Origin of the sequence: Nonomuraea sp. SYSU D8015, from assembly GCF_008065375.1 — a bacterium.
Taxonomy (GTDB): Bacteria; Actinomycetota; Actinomycetes; order Streptosporangiales; family Streptosporangiaceae; genus Nonomuraea.
Genome location: NZ_VJYI01000015.1, coordinates 22,820 through 47,350, shown reverse-complemented (window position 1 = coordinate 47,350; position 24,531 = coordinate 22,820). Strand labels below are relative to the sequence as shown.

The window sequence follows — 24,531 nt, the reverse complement described above, 5'->3', positions numbered from 1 at the left end:
GATCGATAACGCGTAGTGCTTCACATGCTCAGTTCCGCGCATCGGCCGCCTTCACCAACTCGGGTTCCACTCCCTCGACCGGCGGCGAGGCGGGCCTGCGCCCCTGCTCGCGCCGCCACGTCTCGAATGCCGCCGCAGTCGCGGCGATCACGGCCGCGCCCAGCACGATCCCGGCGGCCACGTCGCTCACCCAGTGCACGCCGAGCGCGATTCTCGTGTAGCCCACCGACAACACCAGGAAGCAGGCGATGGCCCAGGCCACAACCCGCCCCCACCGAGGCAGCATGGGCAGGACAAGAAGGACGATCACTCCCGCGCCGAGCGTCACGGTGACCGTGTGACCCGACGGGAAGGAGTCGCCCGGCGCCAGCGCGACGGGGTCCGGCAGGTGCGGCCTGGCCCGAGCCACGATGATCTTGAGTGCCAGGCCGAGCAGCCCTCCCACGATCATGGTGGTGACCGCCCAGGCGGCCAGCCTCGGTGCGCCCTTGTAGAGCAGCCAGGCGGCGTACGCGATGACGGCGATGCGCCACGGCCATGGCCCGAACAGATCGGTCCACACAATGAGGAACCCGGTCACGTCGGGATTGGCGAGCGCGTACTCGTGCAGTTCCCTGGCGACGCCCGCGTCCAGTTCGTTGAGCGGCATCTTGGCAACGACGAGCAGCAGGCTGAACGGGATCATGACCAGCGCCGCCGCGAAGCCGGCGACCGTCAGCCGCAACCCCAGTCCGAAGTCGCCGTGCCCTTGACGCCCTTTCCCGATACGCATTCGTACACGGCTACCCAGGCAGGGGGAATGGATTCCTCCGCCTGAAATCCGGCGCCCAGGGTAGTCCGGAACGCATGTCCCCCACCGTGGCTGTCGTCGCGCACCGCAAGAAGATCCTCGGCGCAGGCCTGGACAGACTGCGCATGCTCATCACCGAAGAGGGCGTCGGCGAGCTCCTCTGGTACGAGGTACCCAAGAGCAAGAAGGCGCCCAAGAAGGTCCGCCAAGCCCTCGACCAGGGCGCCGAGCTGGTGTTCGTCTGGGGCGGCGACGGCATGGTGCAGCGCTGCGCCGACGTGATGGCCGACTCCGGCGTGCCGATGGCCGTTCTGCCCGCGGGGACGGCGAACCTGTTCGCCGCCAACCTTGACATCCCCGCCGACCTCGACGACGCGGTGCGCATCGGCTTCCACGGACGGCGGGAGAAGCTGGACCTGGGGGTGCTCAACGGCGAGCACTTCGCGGTGATGGCGGGGGCAGGCTTCGAGGCCGAAATGATCGCCGACGCCGGTGGGCGGGCCAAGAAGCGGCTCGGCAAGTTGAGCTACGTCAAGGCGGCCGTCCGGCACCTCGGCGGACCGCTCGTGCCGATGAAGATCAAGATCGATGGGACGACCTGGTTCGACGGCCGGGCGAGCTGCCTGCTGCTGGGCAACGTGAGCACCATCGCCGGCGGCGTCAAGGCGTTCGACGACGCGCGGCCGGACGACGGCTGGCTGGAGGTGGGCGTCTCCACCGCCAAAGGGCCGCTCCAATGGGCGCGGGTGATCGGCAGGATGGCCGCAGGACGCTCCGACGATTCACCGTTCGTGCGGATCACGCGGGCCAAGAAGGTGTCGGCCCGGTTCGGGTTCCCGCTGACGTACGAGCTCGACGGCGGGGAACGCGAGCCCACCAACCGGATCAAAGCCGAGGCGGCGGCCGGCGCGCTCACGGTCTGCCTGCCGCCGGACAAGCGGCTATGAGAACGGAACCTCCCCGCATCTCGGCTCCGCCATCGTGCGGCGCGTCGCGCGGGATTTCGTGTTTCCGGGGTCTTGAGGCCGTTGGATGGGCCGGCTCTGGCTCGTGTGGTGGCTGTGGCGGAGGGCGGTAATGGTGTCAGGCCGCTGGTAGCGCGCGCCTGCTCGGGGACATCAACCGGTTCTTGACACACAGGGGTTTCTCCTCGACCAGATGCGTGAGAACTCCAGCAGTGCCGTGTTCGGATCTCCCTGCTCGACTCTCCCTGCTCGACCAGAGTGCCGGCTCGGAGGTGAGCTGCCGGCTGCCAGCAACGCCGCCAGAGGCATGATCGTCTGCACTGACCGTCGGATCACCGCACCCACGGTCGACCCAGCGGACCCGTCGGCCGGCGAAGACCGCCCGAAACCGCCGTCGCCCGCTCGGGCGTCTACGGCGGCGCGCATCGGCGAGGGCCACGTCCACGGACGCGGTGTACGAATCGATCTTCGCGTGTTCCTGTTTCTGCACGATGTCCAGACCCATGTAGCGGCGGGCTTCGGCCCATTCGTCGGTCTGCTCGGCCGGCACCACGGAATCACCATCACCGGTGGCCACATGAGGGCGTACACCATCACCGACGTGCGTCCCCCATACGGCCAGAGGAGACGCGCTACCGGGCCGGGACGGGACGGGCAACCACCGGTGTCGAAGTCGCGCGACTGGGCAAGCGCTTGCTCGGCGACGATGCCTTCCAGATCCGCTGCGTGCCAATCTCAACCGCCGCGTGCGGCGACTGCGGGCCGACCTGTTCACACCCGCCCGGCAATGGGTGTGATCAGAGCTGTGATGCCCGGGGTGGCGCCGGCCGCCGGCGGATCGCTGCCGGACCAGATCGCGAACTTCCTGCGGATCGTGTTCGTGCACGAACGCTCCTACACCATGTTCACGGCGCTGTTCGGCTACGGCATGGTGCTGATCGCCGGCAAGCTGTCCCGGTCCGGCCATGACCGGCGGCAGAGTCTCAGGCTGCCGCGCCGCCGCGGCCGGCTGCTGCTGTTCGGGTTCCTCCACGGCGCGCTGGTCTTCTCCGGGGAGATTCTGGGGACGTACGGGCCGGCGGCCGTGCTGCTGGCCGGCCTGATGCTGAGCGACGACCGGCGCTTGAACCGGTCCATCGCGCTGATCACCGCGCTCCAGGGGTCCTGCTGGCGGGGCTGTGGACCGTCGCGCACGCCAGCGGCTCGATCGGCGGTCAGCCGCCCGGGGCCGGCGCGGGCGGCTACCTGGAATCGGTGCTCACCAGGGCCGCCGAGTACCCCTTGACGCCGCTGTTCATCCTGGGCCTGGATCCGGTGGTGCCTGTGCTGCTCATCGGGGTGTGGGCCTTGCGCGCCGCCCGCAGCCAGATCGCCCTCGTTCGCGCCGAGGACGACACCGTCGCGGGCATCGTCAGCCTCGACGACCTGCTCACCACCCTGCTGGTGCCCGCCTGACCCCGCTGCCTGACCTCGGTTCAAAACCCACAGAAACTCCTACACGGTCAGCGACCACCTAGCCGGGGGGAGCACCATGGTCCGGGGATGGGCGGCTGAGGGCTTTCCGCCTCAGGAAGCGTTGCGGCGGATGTAATTTTCGGCAGGCGCAGACGCCGCGACTGAGAGCGTGCCCGTGACCGTGATCGAGCAGACGACCCCGTCAGCAAAGCCGCCCGTCCCCGAACCGGACGGATACCGGGATGCCAACGGCAAGGACCGCCGCCTGGTCACCCGGCACCGCGAGCGCCACGCCGCCGTGCAGGAACTGCTCGGCCAGGGCTGCTCACTCGGCGAAATCGCACGCCGCCTCGGCATCGGGCGCGACACCGTCCGCCGCTTCGCCGAGCCACCTGCATCGAGGAGGTGCTGGCCAAGGCCATCAGCCGGGCCAGCATCCTCGACCCCTACAAGCCGTGTCTGAATCAGCGCCGGCGCGACGGCATCGACAACGCCGCCGCCCCGCATGCCGAACTCCGCGCCCGGGGCTTCACCGGTGAGGCCCAAGCAGTCCGCCGCTACCTGCGGCAATTCCAGCCCGCCGACGGACGCACCGAGGTTGAGTGCCTTGCCATAGACCTCGACCTGCACCTCGTCGGAGAGCAGGAACTTATCACGTCGACCGCGTCGCTAGATGTCGCTAGATGACGCTAGATGACGTCGATGACTGCGGTGACCTGGCCCAGCGCCGTCGTCCCGACGATGACGACCTCACCGGGCGTGTCGGTCGCCCCGTCCGGCAGCGCCTGCCAGTGAACGGGGATTGTGGTGATGGCGTTGTTCGCAGTGGTGAGCTTGCGGATGGAGGAGGGGAGGGCCGGAGGCCTACCTACCTTGGTGGTGACGTAGACGGTGTCTTCAAGGATGTGCTTGGCCTGGCTCGCGTTGAACACGTTGATCGACGCGTGCGGCTCCCAGGTGTTGGGCAACTCGGGCACGGCCCGGAACATCGGCTGGTAGCCCGCCGGCTCCCAGACCAGCACACCGGTGCCCTGGTTGTCGACCACGTCGTTGGCGGCCTGGAAGACCCGCTGGACAGCGTCTGCCTGCCCCTGGACGGTGCGGGGGAAGGGCGAGTTGGGCAATGGCGAGCCGTCGCCGCCGGACGCGGGGTAGGCGGTCTCGGCGATGTCGATTTCGTAGTCGGGGTAGGTCGTCGCGATCGTGTGCAGGTTGACATCCAGTGCGTCTGGCGAACCGTGCCACTCCGGATAGTACGAGATCGCGAGCACGTCAGGGTTCTGGCCCTTGGCCTTGACCCGGGTGAGGAACTGGCTCCAGAACTCCATGGTCTTGGCGAGCCGCCCGGCGTCGACGATCACATGGATCTCCACCTTGGTCTTCGGCGACGTATCGCGGACGGCCTTGATCCCGGCCGCGGCCAACGTGGTGAACCGGTCCCACGCCTCGTGGTAGAGCCGCTGCTCGACCGGGTCGGCCGACTGCCAGTAGCGCCACAGCAGGCCGCCGCCGGGCTTCGACTGGTAGATGTCGGCCTGGTTGACGAAGTACGGCGGATTGGTCGTGCCGATGAGGGCCGCCTCGCTGCCGTACAGGAAGCCGTTGATGATCTCATTTCCGACGGCCACCTTGTCAGGCGTGGTGCCCTGCTTGATCAGCCGACGAAGGTAGCCGCCGGTGAAGTCGTACACCGCCTGCGTCAGATCGTCGAACTCCAACTCGGCCCAGGCACGCGGTTTCGGTTGCTTCGCGGGGTCCGCCCAGGAGTCCGCGTAGTGGAAGTCGATGCCGAGCCCCATGCTCCGGTCCTTGATCCACCGTGCCGACTGCAGCGAGCGTTCCGGCCCCTGGCGTGGGATCGGTGTCGGTTCGCCGGTGCTTTCGTCCCTCGGCTCATTGAAGATCCGCAGCCGGACGTACTCCATGCCGCGGTCCTTGGCCACATCGAGTAGGTGCGGTCCGGCACCCCGGTCGGCGGCCAAGGGGTTGACCCAGTATTCCCGGGTCTGGACGTCGTCCACCCAGGACAGGTCGGCGCCGAGAATGAGGTCGTCGCGCAGGTAGTTGAAGATCTGGATCTCGCTCACCCCGACCTTGGGATGGCCTGACGCGCCGGTGACCGTGAGCCGGACGAAGCGTGTTCCCGGCCGGGTGAACAAGTGCACTGCTCCCCGTGACGCGGCTCGGTTGCGAAATTTGTCGGCGATCTTGGTCCACCTGCGACCGTCGGACGAGGCCTCGATGACGTACCGGTACACCACGCCAGGGTCAGCGAAGATCACCTTGACCTTCCGCAGGTTGTCGTAGGCGCCGCCAAGGTCGACGGTCAGCCGCTGTCGGGCGCTGGGGCCGTCCGCGTACCAGGACGTCGTCGGGTCTCCGTCAATGGCCAGTCGGGCGGTGGGTAAGCCGCTGCTTGCCGTGGCGGAGGCCCAGAACTTGGCGGCGATGTTGCTCTCGATCGGCTTGATGTCCGCGGTGCCAAAGGTGGCGTGCGCCGGCGCGGGCGCTGTGAACATCCCCGCCACCAGCGCGGTCACGAGCACAGTGAGTGCTGCGGTGACGCGCGTCCCATATCTATTGATCATGTTTCCTCTCGAGGTGTGCGGCTACGCGTTGGCCAAACAGTCGGTGACGCTCAGCATGAACGCTGCGCGAATGGCGCCCGCCTTCCGGGCGCGGCATCTTGGTGTGGACGGCTGCCATCCAGTAAGGGAGCGCTCCCGTTGGAAAAAACATGTACGTTCGTGTACGAAATTCACGAGATTTTTTCTGTGCACGTTCACAGAAAACGGGAACCTCGCGAGATACCCGGGCGGAGGGGCGTGCCCCAACGGGCCGAGCCAGGCCACAGCCATCAGCGAGCACAGGAGCTGGACGGCATGAAACGATTCATTCCAAAGCGCGGACAGGAGGGCTTCCGCCCTCCTTGCCCCTCGCGATCGGGGCGATGGCGTACGTGAAGGCAGGCGTGCCAGCGGGCTCCAGGTAGTTGGTGCCGTCTGTGACCATGGCGATCGGCCGGCCCTCGCGGTAGACGCTGAAGCCGGCACCCACTCTGCCGCCCGTTCCGGCTCCGGTCACCTTGATACCCGGGAAAGGCCAGCTCAGAGATATGCCACCAGGTGTCGTCGTGGCGGCCGAACAGGACCGAGGCGTTCCATCCCGTGCATGGTCCGGCCGTCGGCAGGCGTGGCCGGGAGCACGCGCACACACGAGGGCGGCCTCGATCGTGAGGGCTGATCGAGTGGGGCGCATGGGAGCTCCTAGGGGGGTCGGAGCAGTTAAATCGATATAACGGCGCAAGCGTAGGAGCGTTGACATCAACTCGTCAAGGCATCCGTTTCTCTCAGCCCTCGAGATGCTCTCCGGCGTCTTCGACTCGGCACCCCGTCCTTCGCGGCACAAGTGCTCTGTCGACGTGGACGGCTTCCGCGACGGGGACTCTCTGCTGCACCAAACATTGGCGCCGCCTTGCGTTTCGACCCGAGCCCGACATCGACGGCTCTTCCCCCAAAAGGGCAAGAGATGGCGTGGCGAACGAGCAGGCGCGGTGGCGGTCTTCAGCAGGCAGTCCGCATGGTGAGGCGGCTGTGAGCATGCGGTTTCCGAGCAAGCGGCTCGCCGCCGACGTGGCGGGATGGGGTTGCCGGGACGGTCGACGGCCGCCGCAGCGGACTCCAGCGGCATGGCCGGCCGAACCGGTCACAACAGAGCACCGATCGTCCCCGACAAGACTCCTGACGTCATCCGGTTGGCTGTGCCACGCCCGCGCGGTCGGCCGGCTTCTACATGCGCCCGGTGGAGGGGGCGCATGAAACTTTCACGTCCACACTCCGGAGATCGCAGCCTCTGGGAACGTACACAGAGAGGAAGATGGCCTTTTCGCCGACGATTGCAGTGGCCTGCTTGCTGACAGCGCCCTTACCTCGGATTTCAAACAGGCCCTTTCAGTACGCCATGCTCTGCATTACTGTGCACGTTCACAGAGCCTCATCCAGTCTGTGAGGAGGACATGTGGTCGCATCCCCCACCCCACTCGCGACTTCGCGCCCGATCCCCGCCATCGCCCGCTGCCGCAGAAACATGCGGTGAAACGACATCCGCCTAACTGCGACCGTCGACACCAGCCCGCTCATGTGAACTGTCCGCCCACCCGCGTCCCAGGACGTGGGCGCCACTGGGCCGGTCCACCGTGTCCGCAGCCGGCGACACCGCCGGCCGTGCGCGGTCGGCCACGCCATCTACATGGGCGCGTGCTGGGGTGATCCCTGCTTTTCGATCCCTGTTCCGACCGCCGGAGGACCCATGAAAAGGATCCTGGTGGCGTTGGCGTTATGCGCCGCCGCGACTGTCCCCGCCGGGCAACCGGCCCACGCCGCCGCCGCTTCGCTCAGCATGCTCGGCGCAGACGTCTCCTCCTTGCAACGAGCGCTGGATCTGGGCGCGAAGTACTACGACGCCGGTGGCGTGCAGCGAGATCCGCTGGACATCCTCAAGGAGGTCGGCGTCAACTACGCCCGCCTGCGGATCTGGAACAACCCGATCAGCGGCTACAACAACAAGGCCAAGGTGCTGCAGCAGGCCAGGGCGGTCAAGGCCAAAGGGCTGAAGCTGATGGTCGACTTCCACTACTCCGACACCTGGGCCGACCCCGGCAAGCAGTACAAGCCGGCCGCCTGGGCCGGCCACGGCATCAGCCAGCTGCAGACCGACGTCTACAACTACACCTACGACGTCTGCACCAGCCTCAAGGCACAGGGCACCGTCCCGGACAGCGTCCAGATCGGCAACGAGATCAACACCGGCATGCTGTGGAACGACGGCAGGGTGACCAACAACGACTTCACGAACCTGAGCCTCCTGCTCAAGGCCGGTTACAACGCGACCAAGGCGTGCAACCCCGATACGCGTGTGATCATCCACACGGCATTGGCGGAGAGCCTGTCCTCTGCCCGCAGGTTCTACGACGGGATCCAGGCCAAGGGCGTGTCCTGGGACATCACCGCCCTGTCGTACTACTGCATGTGGCACGGCACGACGTCCAACCTCTCCACGGTCATCGCCGACATGCGGGCCCGGTACGGCAAGGACGTGGTCATCGCCGAGACCGCCTACCCCTTCACCGCCGACAACGCCGACTCCACCCGCAACGTGGTCACCTCGGGCTGCTCGGGGTACCGGATGACCTGGCAGGGGCAGGGCGCGCAGTTCGCGGCGGTGCAAAGCACAGCGCGTAACGCCGGTGCGATCGGGGTCTTCTACTGGGAGCCGACCTGGTACGCGGTGCCCGGCAACGGCTGGGACCCGGCGAATATCGCAAGCAGCGGTAACGAGTGGGACAACATGGCCGTCTTCAACTGGAGCGGCCACCTCAATCCCCACGTCAGGTGGACGCCGTAAGCCCGAGGGCAACCGTGCCTGCCGAGCACCCCGCCCGCTCCTGGCAGGCCAGGGCCCGTTGCACCTGGGACACCAGGGTGCCACTGCAGACCTTCACGAGAAAGCGCGGAATCACCATGGGTTCCTCTCGGTCAGCCGGCCGCGTGCCCGACCTGTCGGGCTCTTCGAGGCTCGTCGTTCTCGCCTTCCTCACCCTCCTAGTCGGCCTGCTGGCCGTACCGCTCGCGACGCCGGCCGGGGCGGTGACGGATCTGGCGCTGGGCAAGGCCGCGAGTGCCGACTCCAGCCAGTCCGGTCGCGGACCGTCCCTGGCCAACGACGGCGACACCGCCACCGGCTGGTGCGCCGCCGACGGCAGGACCGGCCGCCGGTGGCAGGTCGACCTCGGAAGGGCGGCGACGCTGAGTGGCTCCGAGGTGCGGTGGGAGTTCGCCCGCACCCAACGGCCCGCTCGCCGGGGCCAGCCCGATCCCGTCGACCTGACCGCTGCGAGCGAGGCGCTGGTGGAGGGGCTCGGCCCGAACGGCTCGGCCGCGCTCTACCTGACGCAGGCGACCGACGGGGTGACCGACAACACGCACTTCTCCTCCTACGGAGCGAACGAGATGGCCAAGCTCGTCCTGCGGCGCATGCGCGAGATGAACCTGTCGCCGGTGCCGTACCTGCGATAACCACCCCCGACCTACCTGTTGGAGTTCCCTCATGTCCTTACGTAGACCACGCACCGCGCTGTTGTCCGCCGGCGTCGCGTTGACGATGGCCGCCGCAGGCCTCGTCATGGCCGCGGAAGCCTCCGCGGCGACCCGCTACGAGGCGGAGAGCGCACCGGCCACGTGCGACGGCGTCATCGAGTCCAACCACGCCGGCTTCTCCGGCAGCGGATTCTGCAACGGCACCAACGCCGCCGGGGCGGCGGCGCAGTTCACGGTGACCGCGTCCGCGGCCGGCACGGCCACCATCGCCGTCCGCTACGCCAACGGCGCCACCGCCAACCGTCCCGCCGACGTGCTGGTCAACGGCGCGGTCGCGCACGCGGCCAGCGCGTTCGACCCCACCGGCGCCTGGACGACGTGGGTCACCAAGACGCTGACCGTATCGCTGAACGCGGGCGACAACATCATCCGATTGAGCCCGACCACAGCCGACGGCCTGGCCAACCTCGACTACCTCGAGACCGACCAGGGCGGCCCGAACCCGAACCCGACCGGCCGCCAGATGGAGGATCTCAACCGCGGCCTGATCAGCGTGCGCTCGGGCAGCGGCAACCTGGTGTCCTGGAGGCTGCTGGGCACCGAGAGCATGAGCACCGGCTTCAACCTCTACCGGGGCTCGACCAAGCTGAACGCCTCACCTCTCACCGGCGCCACCAACTACCTGGACAACGGCGCGCCGGCCGACGCCTCCTACACCGTCCGCGCGGTCGTGAACGGGGAGGAGCAGGGCGCGTCCGAGCCGTCGTTGCGCTTCACCGGCGGCAACTACCTGGACGTGCCGATCTCCCGGCCGGGAAGCACCTACACCGCCGGAGACGCAAGCGTCGGCGACGCCGACGGCGACGGCCAGTACGAGATCTTCCTCAAGTGGGACCCCAACGACCAGAAGGACAACTCCCAGTCCGGCATCACCAGCAACGTCTACATCGACGCCTACCGGCTGAACGGCCAGCGGCTGTGGCGCATCGACCTGGGCCGCAACATCCGGGCCGGCGCGCACTACACCCAGTTCCAGGTCTACGACTACGACGGCGACGGCCGGGCCGAGCTCGCGGTCAAGACCGGTGACGGCACCGTCTCAGGCACTGGGCAGGTGATCGGCAACGGCAGCGCCCTGCACCGCAACTCCTCCGGCTACATCATCACCGGTCCCGAGTACCTGACCATGTTCAACGGGCTCACCGGCGCGGCTATGTCCACGGTGAACTTCGAGCCTGCCCGCGGCAACATCAACGACTGGGGCGACAACTACGGCAACCGCGGCGACCGCTTCCTGGCCGGAACCGCCTACCTGGACGGCCAGCGCCCCAGCCTCATCATGGGCCGCGGCTACTACGCCAAGAGCGCGATCGCCGCCTGGGACTTCCGCGACGGCCAGCTCACCCGGCGCTGGAAGTTCGACTCCAGCAGCGCCGGCAACCAGTGGACCGGCCGCGGCGCGCACTCGCTGTCCATCGCCGACGTCGACGGCGACGGCACCGACGAAGTGATCTACGGCGGCATGACCATCAATGCCAACGGCACCGGCCGCTACACCACGAGCTTTTACGCCCACGGCGACGCCCTGCACGTCGGAGACTTCGTGCCCGGCCGTGCCGGCAAGGAGATCTGGATGATCCACGAGCAGAGCTCCGGCGCCTCCGCCACGCTGCGCGACGCCGGCAACGGCTCGATCATCATGCAGAAGAACAACACCTGCAACTGCGAGGGCCCGGCGCGCGGCGTGGCCGGCGACATCCACGCCGGCAACGCCGGCGGCGAGTTCTGGGGGTCCGGCACCGGCCTCGGCAGCCTCTTCAACGCCTCCGGCGGCAGCGTCGGGCGCAACCCCAGCAGCTACAACTTCCTGGCCTGGTGGGACGGCGACCCGGTGCGCGAGCTGCTGGACGGCAACCACGTCGACAAATACGGCACCGGCGGCGACACCCGCCTGCTCACCGCCTCCGGAGCGCACTCGATCAACGGCACCAAGGCCACGCCGTCCCTGTCCGGCGACCTGTTCGGCGACTGGCGCGAGGAGATCATCCTGCCCCGCGACGACAACGCCGCGCTGCGCATCTACGCCACCACCAGCCAGACCGACCGGCGGATCCACACGCTGATGCACGACGCCCAGTACCGGGTCGCCATCGCCTGGCAGAACACCGCCTACAACCAGCCCCCGCACCCGAGCTTCTTCCTCGGCAACGGCATGAGCACCCCACCGCAACCCGACATCTACGTCCGCTGAACACATAGCTGACCGGCTCCCCGGCCCCTCCGGCGCCGGGGACCGATACGACCGCCTTCGGTTCGTGGCCGTGCGGTCCCGGTAGCCAGCCGGGCGGAAGCACGGAGACGCCCGATCGGGATTCCTGACCGAGACCTCCGACGCCGGCAGGGCCACCGGCGCCCCGGTCATCGACCTCCACAAAGTGAGCTACACCCTCTACGACGGCCTGAGCTTCTGCCCGTTCAACGGCGACTACACCTCCGGCCCCGTCGGCGCGTTCTTCGCCGACGACCACACCCACTGCGAGGCGGCCGATACCTCAGCTATTTCTCTTGGCCATTCGATGGGACCCGACCACTGCGACCGGACCGCCCAACGTCGACACCTCGACGTCAGCGGGTGAGAGCGCCGGCGCCACGATGAACGAAGGGCAGCACCATGATCGGTACCCTGCGTAAAACGCTGGAGCGGGGAGGGATGGTCGCCGCGGCATTGCTGTTCATGTCGGTGGCGGCACCCGGTGGTATGGCCGCGGCGGCTGAACCCCTGGCCGGTCTCTACGACAACGTCTCCCGCTACTCTGCCGCGGACTACACCGCCAGCTCGTGGGCGGCCTTCTCCTCGGCCAGGGACTCGCTCACCCAACGAGGAGGCGACGACGCCACCACCCGCGAGAAACTCCAGAGGGCCGCTGATGGTCTGGTCATGGTTCGTGGCCTGAAGAGTTTGGTCGCGGACTACAAAACCCGCCCCGCCGGCAAGTACACGAGCGACTCCTGGGTGCCCTTCGCCAAGGCGTTGGCCAACGCGGACGGCGTCGCCGCCGACGCCTCGGCAACCGCGTCGGAAGTCGCCGCCGCGAAGACGGCGCTGACGACCGCCGCGGGCAACCTGGTGGCTGCCGACGAGGGGACGTTCCAGACCATCACGAACGATGTCTTCTGGAACGACACGAGCGGCAACCCCATCTATTCGCAAGGCGGCGGTGTCTTCAAGTTCGGCGACACCTACTACTGGTACGGCGTGCACTACACGGGCGCCGAACTCTATCGGGCCAATCCGACGAGAAAGTACGACGGCGACGTCACGTTCGTCTCGATCCCCGTGTACTCGTCGAAGGATCTGGTGAACTGGAAATTCGAGAACCGTGTCGCCACGCGCTCCACGAGCCTCGCCAGCGGAGCCACCCTCGGCCAGGCGGGCTGGGTTGGACGTCTTGGGGTCTCGTACAACGAGAACACCGGCAAGTACGTGCTGGTCGTGCAGGCGTATCTGCCGGCGATGGGTGGCGACGGGGTTCTGTTCCTCCGGGGCGACTCTCCCACCGACACCTTCGACTACGCCTACTTCCAGACCCAGGTGGTCAACTCTCCGACGACGGGCACCGGAGATCAGACCGTCTTCACCGACGAGGACGGGAAGGACTACCTGATCTTCTCCAACCGGGAAGGGCGCTCTCGTGCCTTTGTCGCCAAGCTGAGAGAGTCCGACTCGCTGCGGGTGGAGCCCGCCGTGCAGATCGGCTACAACTCCGCCGGGCGCGAGGGCAACGCCATGTTCAAGCTCGACGGCAAGTACTACCACGCGGCCTCTGACCTGCATGGCTGGAACACCTCGGTCACCCATGTCATCGAGTCGACCACCAGCAACATCCAGGGGGCCTACACCGGTGAGTACACCCTCGCCGGCACCGAGATGGACTACAGCCACGTGACCCAGACCGGATTCTTCGTGACCGTCAAGGGAACCAAGCAGAACACCGTCATTTACGCCGGCGACCGCTGGGCCGACTTCGCCTGGAACGGCATCGGCTACAACCAGTGGATGCCGGTGACCAAGACTGGCGCCCGGCCCCAGTTCCACTCCGTGAGCCAATGGCAGTTCAACGCCACGACCGGAGAGTGGCGTGTCGGGCCGGCCAACAACTACGCTCTCAACCCCAATTTCCAGGCCGACCGGATCATCGTCTCCCAAGTTCAGGGATGGACCAACTTCCGCGAGTCGGGGCCGACATCCCTCGTGACCAACGTCGACGGCGGCGCGAACGGGTCTCGCTTCGCGCTGCGGATCGGGGCCACGCAGTCCTACGCGGGTGGCGTGCGGCAACAGATCACTGTGCCGGCCGGCGTCTACAGACTGTCCGCGTTCGCCAGGACCACCGGTTCGCTCAGCGCCGCGCAGGTGACGATCACGGACGCCGGTGGTAGCTCCCGCACGCTCAACATTCCGGCATCAAGCGGCTGGACCCGGCGCGAGCTCGCGGAGATCCCGGTGTCCGCCGGCACGGCCACCATCACGATCCGGGCGGCTTCCGGCAACGGATACCTGTTCGTCGACGACCTCGGACTCGTCAGGACGTCCGGGGACACGCCGCCGGGGCAGCGGTATGAGGCGGAGACCGCCTCCACGGTGGCGACGGTGTCGTTCGAATCCACCGGCGTCTGGACGACGTGGGCCACCAAGACCGTAACGGTCCCGCTGAACGCCGGCGGCAACACCATCCGAGTGGATCCGACCACCACAGCCGGACTGCCCAACATCGACTACCTCGACGTCGGCGCCACGGCCGGCTGACTACTCACTACGTGCGGTCAGGAGGATGTCCGCGGCGCCGCGGTGTGCGGGCTCACAACGCGGGAGCCATCGAGGTCCCTGCCGCGGGCCCGCCTAGCACGCCGTACAGGGCAACGGCTGGAACCCGGCCGACATAGACAACTCCGGCAACGGACCCAACCGAACTCCTCGCTACAGCCACCCCCGCACCCAAGGAGTCATCCATGACCATGCAACGGCGGACATTCCTCAGCGTGAGCGCAGCTGGAGCAGCAGGCCTCGGCTTGTCCCTGCTCGGCGCGGGGCAGGCGCTCGCCGCCCTCGGGCCGCTGGACACGGCGCCGACCACGCCGTTCGCGGTCGGCGTGCGCCGGCATGACTGGACCCGCGGCAGCCGCCCGTGCACCACCTACGTCTACTACCCCGCCACCGGCACCCCCGGCGGCAACCCGGTGACGAACGCCCCGGCCGCCAACGGCGTCTTCCCCGTCTACAACTTCACCCACGGCTACGGCAGCAGCCCGCAGAACTCCCTGTTCATCATCCGGGCCCTGGCCGCGGCCGGCTTCATCGTCCCCGCCCCGCACTTCAACCACAACTTCGACGACGTCAGAAACGGCAACACCTCCAAGGACGTCTCGCAGATCCTCACCCAGACCCTCGCCCTCAACACGAGCGGACCGCTGGCCGGGCACATCAACACCGGCATCGGCGTCGGAGTGTCAGGCCACTCCCTGGGCGGCATGACCACCCACGGCCTGCTGACCTCCTGGCCCGACAGCCGGATCATCTCCGCCAACCCGCAGTCCTGCGTAGACATGGGCGACCCCGCCGCCTCGGTCTCGGCCAAGGTCCTGTTCGTCCACGGTGACCGCGACTCGACCACGTCGTACTCCTCGGCCCGGCAGGCGTACACGGAGATGACCTGGCCCAAGGCGTTCCTCACCTTCGTCGGCGGCAGCCACACCAGCTTCTGGAGCGACAACCGCTTCCCGAACACCGTCGTCGACTGGGCCCGCTGGACCATGTACGGCGACACCGCCGCCCGCGACCGCCTCCCGGCGGACGCGGCCGGGTCCAACACCAGGTGGGAAGCCCAGCTGGGTGACTCGCCCGGCGGCCCGGCCGCCTACACCCTGGTGGCCCAGCACAGCGGCAAGGCCGCCGACATCAACGAGGCCTCCACCGCCGCCGGCGCACGGCTCATCCAATACACCGCCAACAGCCGCCCCAACCAGCAGTTCGAGTTCGTGGACTCGGGCGACGGCCACGTCCGCCTCAAGGCCCGGCACAGTGGCCTGTTCCTCCAGCCCACGGGCACCGCGAACGGCGCGGACGTCGTCCAACAGGCCGGCACCGGTGCCGTCGGCCAGCAGTGGCGCGTGGTCGACCACGGCGGTGACGTGATCAGCCTCGTCAACCGGGAGTCCGGCCTGGCCATGGACGTCTGGCAGTACTCCACCGCCGACGGCGCCCGCATCACCCTATACACCTACAACGGCAACCCCAACCAGCGCTTCACCCGCCGCCGCGTCTGACACGAGACCCGACGGAGCACCGCTCGGCAACGGGGGCGGGCGGTGCCCCGGCATAGCGCCGATCCCCCTTCGCCATCACACTGGACGGGTTCAATGACACAGCCTCTCCACGATCCGACCTCACCGCGACCTCCGCACAGACGTCGCATCACATTCGTCCTCGTCGGCGCACTGATCGCGAGCTGCGCCGCCGCGCTGCTCACGGGACCGCCGGCGAACGCAGCCGTGATCGACCCGACGGCGTACTACCAGATCGTGTCGCGGCACAGCGGCAAAGCCGTCGCCATCGCCGACCAATCGACCGCCGACGGCGCCGCCGTCCAGCAACGGACCCGCGCCGACCAGGCCGGCCAGCAGTTCCAGTTCGTCGACGCCGGCAGCGGCCACTACAAACTCCGAGCCCGGCACAGCGGCAAGGTGCTGGATGTCGCCTCGGCGTCCACGGCGAACGGTGCGAACGTCGTCCAGTGGACCGATAACGGCGGCACCAACCAGCAATTCCGAGTCGTGGACACCGACAGCGGATATGTCAAGCTCATCAACCGCAACAGCGGCAAGCCCCTCGACGTCTGGGAGCAGTCCACCGCCGACGGCGCGCGGATCTCCCAGTACACCGACACGGGCGGCGCCAACCAACAGTGGCAACTGATCCGGGCCGACGCGCCACCGGCCCCGAAGTACGCCGGCTATCTGTTCACGTACTTCACCGGCGAGAACACCTCCGCCGGCGAGCAGGTCTACTTCGCGCTCAGCCAGGGCAACGACCCGACCCGGTGGCGCCAGCTCAACGGTGGACGGCCCGTGTTGACCTCGACCGTGGGGACCGGCGGCGTGCGCGACCCGTTCATCATCCGTTCCCCGCAGGGCGACAAGTTCTACCAGATCGCCACCGACCTGCGGATGTACGGCAACGGCAACTGGGACCAGGTCCAGCGGACGGGCAGCAAGTCCATAGTGGTCTGGGAGTCGGCCGACCTGGTGAACTGGAGCGCACCGCGCCTGGCACGCATCTCACCGGACACGGCCGGCAACACGTGGGCCCCGGAGGCGTACTACGACGAGGGACTCGGCCAGTACGTGGTGTTCTGGGCGTCGAAGCTGTACTCCGCCGGCGACCCGAATCACACCGGCAACACCTACAACCGGATGATGTACGCCACGACATCCGACTTCCGGACCTTCAGCGCCGCGCAGGTCTGGGTCGACAAGGGCTACTCGACGATCGATTCGACGCTCATCAAGCACAACGGTACCTACTACCGCTTCACGAAGGACGAGCGGAGCTCGTCGCAGGCCCCGTGCGGCAAGTTCATCCTCGCGGAGAAGTCGGCGACCGTGCTCAACCGCACCTACTCGTTCGTCGCAGACTGCCTCGGGGACAACGCGATCAGTCAGGGCGAGGGTCCGTTGGTCTTCAAATCGAACACCGACGAGCGCTGGTACATGTTCATCGACGAGTACGGAGGCCGGGGCTACGTACCGTTCACGACCACCGACCTGAACACCCGGCAATGGTCACCCGTCTCCGGCTACACCATGCCCGGCCGGCCGCGCCACGGCACCGTCCTGCCGATCACCCAGGCCGAGTACGACCGGCTACTGCAACGGTGGGGCTGAGCACTCAGCCGCTCGACACGCCGAGCGCCCCGCCCGTGTGATCACCCGTCAACGGCTCGACCCGCGCGGCGGCACGGTCGCCGATCCCTATGACGGCGCCTGACCTGGCCGGATGATTAATCGACTCTCCACCCAAGACTGATAGCGCTGACGTCGATGGCGCTCGGAAAGAGGCACGCATGACGGTGAGCAGATGGACGGCCGCCACGGCCGCGCTCGTTCTGGCCTGCTTTGACCTAGTGACCACGGCCGCTCCGGCGCTCGCCGCGACGCTGCCGACCGGCGCCCGGTCCTTGGAGTCGGTCAACTACCCCGGCCGGTACGTCCGGCACGCCGCCGCGCTCGGCCGTATCGACCCGGTCACCTCGGCCGCCGCGACCCAAACCAAGCTCGACGCGACCTTCACCATCGTCAACGGCCTGGCCATGCCCTCCTGCTACTCATTCCAGACCAAGGACGGCCGATTTCTGCGGCACCGCGACTGGCGGCTGCGTGTGGACGCCAACACCGGCGACGCGACGTTCCGGGCTGACGCCACGTTCTGCGCCGTCGACGGTTCCGTCGCCGCATCGACGTCGCTGACCTCCTACAACCATCCGAACCGGCGGATCAGGCACCGCGACTTCGAGCTCTGGCTGGACCCCTACCAGGACACCGCGACCTTCCGCGCGGACAGCTCGTTCCGGATCGCCGCGCCGTGGGCACCCAAGACGAACCGGAACCCAGTGATCCCCGGCCTGTTCGCCGACCCGCACATCACCGCGATCAACGGCCGCTACTACCTGTACGCGACGACCGACGGCTACGCGAGCTGGCGCGGGACGTACTACAAGGCGTTTTCCTCCGCCGACCTGGTGACCTGGACGGACCACGGCGTTGTCCTGGATCACGGCCCGGACGTGTCCTGGGCAGACGACTCGGCCTGGGCCCCGGCGGTCGCGGCCACCAATGGCCGCTACTACCTGTACTTCAGCGGCGGCGCCGCCACCGGAAACACCGCCAAGCAGCTAGGCGTCGCGGTCTCCGACTCGCCGACGGGCCCGTTCCGGGACGCGCTCGGACGGCCGCTCATCGCCGCCGGCCAGTACTCCGGCCAGGCGATCGATCCGATGGTCTTCACCGACGACGACGGCCGCTCATACCTCTACTGGGGGCAGGGCGTCGCCCGCGTCGTGCCGCTGAACGGCGACATGACCTCCTTCAACCCAGCGCAAGTACGGACGATCACCCCACCGGGCTACAACGAAGCGCCTTTCGTGTTCAAACGCGGCGGGATCTACTACCTCATGTGGTCGGAGAACGACACCCGCAGCGAGGACTATCGAGTGGCGTATGCGACCGGGTCGAGCCCGCTGGGACCGTGGTCCAAGCGCGGCGTGGTGCTGCAGAAGCGGCTGGAGGCCGGAATCAAGGGCACCGGGCACCATTCGGTCGTCCGCATGCCCGGCACCGACACGTGGTACATCGCCTACCACCGGTTCGCCGTGCCAGCGGGGAACGGGACCAACAGGGAGGTGGCCGTCGACCGAATGGAGTTCGCCGCAGACGGAACGATCCGTCCGATCGTGCCGACCCTCTGAGCCTGCGGCATCGACCAGCACGGCGTCGAAGGCTTCGGCGAACACGGCCGGCCTCAGTCACCGCCGCCGTCCCTACGTACGTAGCAATGTCCCACAGCCGCCGGTCCTGCTGTTGGAGCAGCACGATGCGCGCGGCCCGGAGGTGCGTCATCACCATGATGTCTGCAAGTGAGGTTAGACCCAGGAATTTAGCTCTAGTGATTGGACATTTCATGACACTGATCACGGCGTCTGATGGCCACTCATCAGGACCGTCGCGGAGCACCCGGTCGTCGCGCCGGTTACTGATCACCCTCGTGGTGACCGCGCTCACCGCAGTGACAAGCCTCGTCGTCTCCGCGCCGCCGGCCGATGCCGCCACCCGCCAATTCCGAGGCATGAACTGGGCCGTGCTGGGTGACAACTTCAGCACCGGCACGCTCGTCCTGCACGGCCTGAGCCAGTCCGACAGCAACGCGACAGTACGCGCCAAGGCCAACGCCCTCTACGACGACATGGCCGCCACCATGGGGGTCAACACCGTCCGGCTGCCTATCAACACGCACACCGTGGCCAACACGACCTGGTGGAACGCCTACCGCGGCGCCATCGACGCCGCCACCGCCCGTGGATTCAAGGTCATCCTCGCCTATTGGGAGGACGGCGCCGCCTCCGGCGGCAGGATCACGAACCTCGCCGCATGGAACACGATGTGGTCCAGCGTGACCAACACGTACGGCTCGAACAGCAACGTCTACTTCGAACCGATGAACGAGCCGCACGGCTACACATCGGCGGAATGGCGCAACGTCGCGGCGAACTGGCTCAGCTATCACACCTCGGCAGTGCCCGGCCGGGTGCTCATCGGCGGCACCGGCTACAGCCAGGACCTGCGGGACATCTGCAACGACAGCCGCTTCAACTCGACGCTGCTGTCCTTCCACCACTACGCCTTCTTCTACAGCGCGATGACCTACGACGCCTTCCGAAGCCACATTCAGACGCGTCTGGGCAACTGCGCCTCCCGCGCGGTCGCCACCGAGTTCGGCGCGCCGATGTCCACCGGCCTCAACTACGGCGACGCGAACAGCACCGACAACTTCGTGCGCCACATCCGCGCCATGGCCCAGGTCATGCGTGACAACCAAATGGGCGGCACCTACTGGCCCGCCCTCGGCGGCAAGCCGGGCGACATCGGCTACGACTGGTACTCGATGTACGCCCTGAGCGGCAGCGGCACCGATCTCAACTTGACCGTCCGCAACACCTCCGGCGCTGACCGGATCCGGTATGCCTGGGGCGACACCATCGGCGGCGGCGACACCACCTACAGGATCAACGTGCGCCACAGCGGCAAGGCCATGGACGTCCAACAACCGAACACCGACAACGGTGCGCGCGTCGGCCAGTACACGTACGGCGGCAACGCGTGGCAGCAGTGGCAGTTCCAGGACGCCGGCAGCGGCTACTGGCGCATCATCAGCCGCCACAGCGGAAAGTGCCTCGATGTGGTGAGCGCTTCAACCGCCGACGGTGCCGAGCTCATCCAGTACACCTGTGGCACCGGCACCAACCAGCAGTTCCAGATGGTCGCCAACGGCAGCTACTTCCAGCTCCGGGCACGACACAGCGGCAAATGCGTGGACGTACCGGCCGCATCGACCGCGGACGGCGTGATCCTCAAGCAGTATCCGTGCAACACCGGCACCAACCAGCAGTGGTCGCGCACGGCCGTCTAACGGTCGTCTCGACGTGACCGCGGATCCGCGGTACAGCCCTCACACCCCGGTGCCGAGCTCGTGCTGTGTGCTCGGTGCCGGGGAGCCGGACGGATCGGGAAACGAGCAAGCGGTCGGCAATACCAGCGGCAGGCTCGGCCACGAAAGCGTCGCTACCACCAAGGTCTACGTCCACGCCGACCTCGCGCTCAAGGGACGGCCCTGGCCCGCACCACCCCGATCAACGCAACCCCGGGCCGCTACCAACCCAGCGACCAGATCATGGAGTTCCTCAACGGACTGTGATTATGCCGAGATGGTGTTGCTCGCCCCGGTCCCGGCCACCCGCAACCTCCGGGTCCCACGACGGCGCCCCTCCGGGACGGTGCAGGTGTCGGGCAGCTCGATCTGAACCCATGCCACCGCGCCGCCCTTGAGCAGGCCGGCCGGGGATGATCGTCTTGCGGGTGGGATCGGTCAACCGGGTGACGCCCTCACCGGTCACGTACGTCGCCTCAAGGGTGCCCTCACGGGCTCCCAGCCGAACAGGCGGCGCTTGACGTCGGAGACAGGGATGGGGCCGGGGTAGTGGTTGGGCTCGTCGCCCTGGTGTCTGGCGCGGGAGTGCCAGGCGGTGCCGCGCTTGGTGGTAAAGCCGATCAGGGTGTTCCGGTTCAGCCAGGTCAGGCTCTCGCGGGACATGAAGATTTCCCAGAGATGCAGGGCGCGCTGCGTGTCGTCCCTGCTGGGGCGCGCGGCGGCGCGCAGGTCGGCCAGCGTCCAGGACAGGCGTATGAGGCACGTCAAGGTGCTGGGAGTGATCGCTCCGGCGCGGAGCTGGTTTTCCAGCGGGTCGAGGGCGTCGGGCTGGAGGCGATAGCAGGTGCGCAGATGTTCCCCAAGGCCGAATGAGAGCGCGGTTTCTCTCGTCCTCTTCTGCTGATGCGTGGATTCGATGGACGACCACCTTGTCGGTGGTGCTGGTGGCCGGCATCTGGGCAGTCGTGGGAGCCGGGCCTGATCTCGGGTTCAGGCCATGGTCATGCACGCTGCGGCTGACACCATCGTCAGCTGGGGCCCGTGCATCGTGATGAGCTGGCCGGGTGGCGAAGCCGCTGAGGAGCCTTCTGTTACGGGGTGCATTACGGTGACCTGATGGATATGGTGGCTGATCGACTCGAGGCGATGGTGTCGCCACTCGGCGGACTCGTCGGTTCGACCATCCGGCTGCGGGCCCCTGAGGAAGACCCGCATCTCCCCGTCTACATGGCCACGGTCGGTGACCTCACCCAGGTGCTCCCGTCGGTGGCCAGGGCCAGGCGCGGACACTCCACGACCGGGTCCATCGACGGTGTCGGCGTCTCCTCCGATGAGAGGGAGGCGCGCTGGCTGGCCATCGCCGAAGCGCTTGAGCGCTACTCCAGTTCCGTCTACAGCGAGGACCAGTTCATCCGGGCGACCGCTGCCGAGTTGGGGGAGGAGGCGCTCGATCTCGATCAGGTGCCAAGGATCTCCGACGCCGAGGCAGCCGATCCCGCCTGCACCCTGGTCCAGCCGGACAAGCATGCCCCCATGCGCTGGGTCTTGGGCCTTTCCTTGATGACCGCAAAGCCTACGTGGATCCCGGTCCCCTACGTCTACCTGTATCTTCGCCTCGCCTCTCGAGCAGAGCGGCTGACCGCGCCGATTTCCACCGGTTGCGCGGCCCACACCGACGTGCACACCGCGCTCGCCAAGGCGCTGTGCGAGGTGATCGAACGGGACGCGATCGCCTTGACCTGGTTGCAGCGGCTGCCGCTGCCCCGGCTGGAGGTTGACGACGTGCCGGAGCAACTCCCCGGCTCCGAACAGTGCGTCACCCACCTGTTCGACGCGACGACCGACCTTGGCGTGCCCACCGTGTACGCAGTGGAGGTCGCGCCGCACCATCCGACGACGCGGACCCTGGTGACGTGCGCCACAGACCTCGACCCGCGTGCGGCGGTCGAGAAGGTCCTTCGCGATGCGGTGGCGTGCCGCATCGCCCTGCGGCACCGCAAGCCCGAGCGAACCGACCCCAAGACCTTTCACGACGTCTTCGACGGCGCCCTGTACATGGCGTCCCCCGAACGGGCGCACGCCTTCGACTTCCTGCTGAACTCGCCCCACCGGCGCAGGCTGTCCGAGCTTGCCGCCCCCGAGGTCGCACATGGCCGACCGGCCCTGCGGTGGTTGCTGCAACGGCTGCAGGCGCTCGGGATGGAGGCGTACGCAGTCGATCTGACCTGCGAGGAGGCGCGTGCCGCGGGAATGTGGGTCGTCCGCGTCATCGTCCCCGCACTGATGCCGCTGTCCTTCGTGGGCACCGCGCAATTCCGGGGGACGCCGCGGCTGTACGAGGCGCCCACCGCCATGGGATACACAGCTCACGCCGAGCCTGACCTCAATCCCTGGCCCCAGCCGTTCGCGTGATCCTGAGGATGACCATGCACTCGCCCGATCTCATCATCGCCGTTGGCGCGTTCGGTGTCGCTGTCGCCCGCTCGCTGTCGCCCGCTACCCACGTCATCCACATGCCGGTCGCCGGTGGCGGAATCTCCATCCCTCCGGAGGTCACGACTCTGCTGCTGGCCACCTCGGTGCCCGCGCCTCACGTGGAGCTGCGACTTTCGGAAGTGGCGCACAGCCAGAGCGTCGATTTCCTTCCCATCGTGCTGGAACATCCGCGGCTTCGCGTCGGCCCGGTGTCCCGTGCCGGATCTCGAGGATGCTCCTCCTGCTATCGCCACAGGATTCGGCAGCACGCGGTCGACCTGCTCGCCCAAGACGCGCTGGAGGAGCACTTCCGACGCGATCCGGAGGCCGCCGAGCGCGGGTTCCCGGCGCACTGGCCCGCATTGGCGGCCGGGCTCGCCAGGCAAGCCGACCTGGCGGACAGCGTGCGTGTCCGTCATGTGGACCTACTGTCGAACACACCGGCGGTGAGCAGGCTCGTGCCCGTGCACGGCTGCGGCGTGTGCGCACCGGCCGACGCGCAGGCGCCCCGGCAACGCAGCGTCGCTCGTCTGATGAGCGTCGTGGAAGGAATGAATGCCGAATGACAGAGCTGCCGCGCAAGCCGAAGCTTCACCCCGGTCTGAGTGTGCTGCCCTATGAGCGCGGACTCCTCGTCGAAGGTACGGCGGAGCAGAAGGTCTTCGGTGGGCCGGCGGCGCGGACGTTCCTGCCCCGGCTCCTGCCCCTGCTGGACGGCACCCGGACGCGGGAGGATCTCGCCGGCGAACTGGGCCATCACATGGCTGAGGCCATCGCTGCCACCCTTCGCCTCCTCCACACCACCGGCCACCTGCAGGAAGGTGACGGTGATCCGGCGCTGCCCGCCGGCGTACCGCCGGGCGTCGCGCAGGCCGTGGGGAGGATGCTGGGCACCACCATGACCTGGCCCAACGTGGAGGCTGCCTTCCAGGCGCTGCACGCCTCGCCCGTCCTGATAGCGGACACAGGAGCACCCGCCGAGCGGGTCGCCGAACTGCTGGCGGCGTCGGGCGACCGCGTCACGCTGCTTGCACCCGACCATGTGCCGGCGGCCGGTGAGTTCGTCGTCGTCGCGTCAGCGGGCGAGGCGGACGCCGACGTGCTCGAACAGCTCGACGCGGCCTGCTTCGACCGCGGTGCGATATGGCTGCGAGCGCGGCTTGCGGGAGATGTGCTCCAGCTCGGGCCGTGCTTCGACCGTCGCTTCACGCCCTGCCTGGCCTGCTTCCACGCCGCCGTGGGCACCCCTGCGGAGGGTCCACCCGATGCCGCTCTGGCCGAGTTGGCCTGGGCGATCGTCGCGGGCGAGGTCTTCCATCAGCGCGCCAGGGTGGGGACGCCACTCGCGGCGGACACGGTCGCCACCTTCGGCCTGCGCGCGTGGTCGTTGCGCCAGGACGCCGTCGTACGGCGAGCCGACTGCGACCGCTGTGGAACTGCCGCATAGCGGCGACATACCGGGCGCATACCGCCCCTGCCTAGCATCGGCCCTAC

The 24,531-nt window shown here is 67.9% G+C and carries 21 protein-coding genes; 16 read left to right on the top strand and 5 right to left on the bottom strand.

Annotation, left to right across the window (positions count from 1 at the left end; genetic code table 11):
- Positions 1 to 28: 28 nt before the first annotated feature.
- On the bottom strand, positions 29 to 772 hold the full coding sequence (locus ID574_RS42285; RefSeq protein ID WP_188194674.1) for a phosphatase PAP2 family protein: 744 nt from the start codon (positions 770 to 772) through the stop codon (positions 29 to 31).
- Positions 773 to 846: 74 nt separating this feature from the next.
- On the opposite strand from ID574_RS42285, the gene ID574_RS42280 reads away from it, so the two are divergent.
- Entirely contained in the window at positions 847 to 1,737 is an 891-nt protein-coding gene (locus ID574_RS42280; protein ID WP_188194673.1) for a diacylglycerol/lipid kinase family protein, read from the top strand.
- A 136-nt stretch (positions 1,738 to 1,873) separates the two neighbouring features.
- Here ID574_RS42280 and ID574_RS42275 read toward each other — a convergent pair whose 3' ends face one another.
- On the bottom strand, positions 1,874 to 2,332 hold the full coding sequence (locus tag ID574_RS42275) for a hypothetical protein (RefSeq protein ID WP_188194672.1): 459 nt from the start codon (positions 2,330 to 2,332) through the stop codon (positions 1,874 to 1,876).
- A gap of 210 nt (positions 2,333 to 2,542) precedes the next feature.
- On the opposite strand from ID574_RS42275, the gene ID574_RS42270 reads away from it, so the two are divergent.
- From ID574_RS42270 to ID574_RS42260, 3 genes are all read left to right on the top strand, one after another.
- On the top strand, positions 2,543 to 3,040 hold the full coding sequence (locus tag ID574_RS42270; protein ID WP_188194671.1) for a DUF418 domain-containing protein: 498 nt from the start codon (positions 2,543 to 2,545) through the stop codon (positions 3,038 to 3,040).
- Positions 3,010 to 3,210, top strand: a complete 201-nt coding sequence (locus ID574_RS42265) for a hypothetical protein (RefSeq protein ID WP_188194908.1) — start codon at positions 3,010 to 3,012, stop codon at positions 3,208 to 3,210. Before ID574_RS42270 ends, ID574_RS42265 begins: the two co-directional genes overlap by 31 nt.
- Positions 3,211 to 3,615: 405 nt before the next feature.
- Positions 3,616 to 3,897, top strand: coding sequence for a hypothetical protein (locus ID574_RS42260; protein ID WP_188194670.1), 282 nt, complete (start codon positions 3,616 to 3,618; stop codon positions 3,895 to 3,897).
- Positions 3,898 to 3,899: 2 nt separating this feature from the next.
- On the opposite strand, the gene ID574_RS42255 is transcribed toward ID574_RS42260, so the two are convergent.
- A complete protein-coding gene (locus ID574_RS42255) occupies positions 3,900 to 5,798 on the bottom strand; it encodes a glycosyl hydrolase 53 family protein (RefSeq protein WP_188194669.1) in 1,899 nt (632 codons plus the stop codon).
- A gap of 304 nt (positions 5,799 to 6,102) precedes the next feature.
- Positions 6,103 to 6,468 carry a rhamnogalacturonan endolyase family protein gene (locus ID574_RS42250; protein ID WP_188194668.1) on the bottom strand — a complete coding sequence of 122 codons (366 nt, stop codon included), beginning with the start codon at positions 6,466 to 6,468 and terminating at the stop codon, positions 6,103 to 6,105.
- A gap of 1,050 nt (positions 6,469 to 7,518) precedes the next feature.
- Here ID574_RS42250 and ID574_RS42245 point away from each other — a divergent pair.
- From ID574_RS42245 to ID574_RS42205, 9 genes are all read left to right on the top strand, one after another.
- Entirely contained in the window at positions 7,519 to 8,613 is a 1,095-nt protein-coding gene (locus tag ID574_RS42245; protein WP_188194667.1) for a glycoside hydrolase family 53 protein, read from the top strand.
- A 116-nt stretch (positions 8,614 to 8,729) separates the two neighbouring features.
- Positions 8,730 to 9,284: a discoidin domain-containing protein gene (locus ID574_RS42240; protein ID WP_188194666.1), complete on the top strand. Its 555-nt coding sequence runs from the start codon at positions 8,730 to 8,732 to the stop codon at positions 9,282 to 9,284.
- 31 nt (positions 9,285 to 9,315) lie between these two features.
- Positions 9,316 to 11,556, top strand: a complete 2,241-nt coding sequence (locus ID574_RS42235) for a rhamnogalacturonan lyase family protein (protein ID WP_188194665.1) — start codon at positions 9,316 to 9,318, stop codon at positions 11,554 to 11,556.
- 184 nt (positions 11,557 to 11,740) lie between these two features.
- Positions 11,741 to 11,941, top strand: coding sequence for a hypothetical protein (locus ID574_RS60685; protein WP_223167642.1), 201 nt, complete (start codon positions 11,741 to 11,743; stop codon positions 11,939 to 11,941).
- Positions 11,942 to 11,976: 35 nt separating this feature from the next.
- Positions 11,977 to 14,112 carry a family 43 glycosylhydrolase gene (locus tag ID574_RS42225; RefSeq protein WP_223167641.1) on the top strand — a complete coding sequence of 712 codons (2,136 nt, stop codon included), beginning with the start codon at positions 11,977 to 11,979 and terminating at the stop codon, positions 14,110 to 14,112.
- Between the two features lie 203 nt (positions 14,113 to 14,315).
- Entirely contained in the window at positions 14,316 to 15,629 is a 1,314-nt protein-coding gene (locus tag ID574_RS42220; protein ID WP_188194664.1) for an RICIN domain-containing protein, read from the top strand.
- Positions 15,630 to 15,722: 93 nt separating this feature from the next.
- Positions 15,723 to 17,246, top strand: coding sequence for an RICIN domain-containing protein (locus ID574_RS42215; protein ID WP_188194663.1), 1,524 nt, complete (start codon positions 15,723 to 15,725; stop codon positions 17,244 to 17,246).
- A 179-nt stretch (positions 17,247 to 17,425) separates the two neighbouring features.
- Entirely contained in the window at positions 17,426 to 18,826 is a 1,401-nt protein-coding gene (locus ID574_RS42210) for a family 43 glycosylhydrolase (RefSeq protein ID WP_188194662.1), read from the top strand.
- A 212-nt stretch (positions 18,827 to 19,038) separates the two neighbouring features.
- Positions 19,039 to 20,544: an RICIN domain-containing protein gene (locus tag ID574_RS42205; protein ID WP_188194661.1), complete on the top strand. Its 1,506-nt coding sequence runs from the start codon at positions 19,039 to 19,041 to the stop codon at positions 20,542 to 20,544.
- Between the two features lie 480 nt (positions 20,545 to 21,024).
- On the opposite strand, the gene ID574_RS60680 is transcribed toward ID574_RS42205, so the two are convergent.
- On the bottom strand, positions 21,025 to 21,480 hold the full coding sequence (locus ID574_RS60680; RefSeq protein WP_223167680.1) for a magnesium chelatase subunit ChlI family protein: 456 nt from the start codon (positions 21,478 to 21,480) through the stop codon (positions 21,025 to 21,027).
- Between the two features lie 198 nt (positions 21,481 to 21,678).
- Here ID574_RS60680 and ID574_RS42195 point away from each other — a divergent pair, with 198 nt between their 5' ends.
- Genes ID574_RS42195 through ID574_RS42185 form a run of 3 tightly spaced genes read left to right on the top strand, consistent with a single transcriptional unit; the run spans position 21,679 to position 24,484 of the window.
- Positions 21,679 to 22,974 carry a YcaO-like family protein gene (locus ID574_RS42195; RefSeq protein WP_188194660.1) on the top strand — a complete coding sequence of 432 codons (1,296 nt, stop codon included), beginning with the start codon at positions 21,679 to 21,681 and terminating at the stop codon, positions 22,972 to 22,974.
- A gap of 8 nt (positions 22,975 to 22,982) precedes the next feature.
- Complete coding sequence (locus ID574_RS42190; RefSeq protein WP_188194659.1) at positions 22,983 to 23,603, top strand: hypothetical protein; 621 nt, start codon at positions 22,983 to 22,985, stop codon at positions 23,601 to 23,603.
- Positions 23,600 to 24,484 carry a hypothetical protein gene (locus tag ID574_RS42185; RefSeq protein ID WP_188194658.1) on the top strand — a complete coding sequence of 295 codons (885 nt, stop codon included), beginning with the start codon at positions 23,600 to 23,602 and terminating at the stop codon, positions 24,482 to 24,484. Before ID574_RS42190 ends, ID574_RS42185 begins: the two co-directional genes overlap by 4 nt.
- Positions 24,485 to 24,531 lie beyond the last annotated feature (47 nt).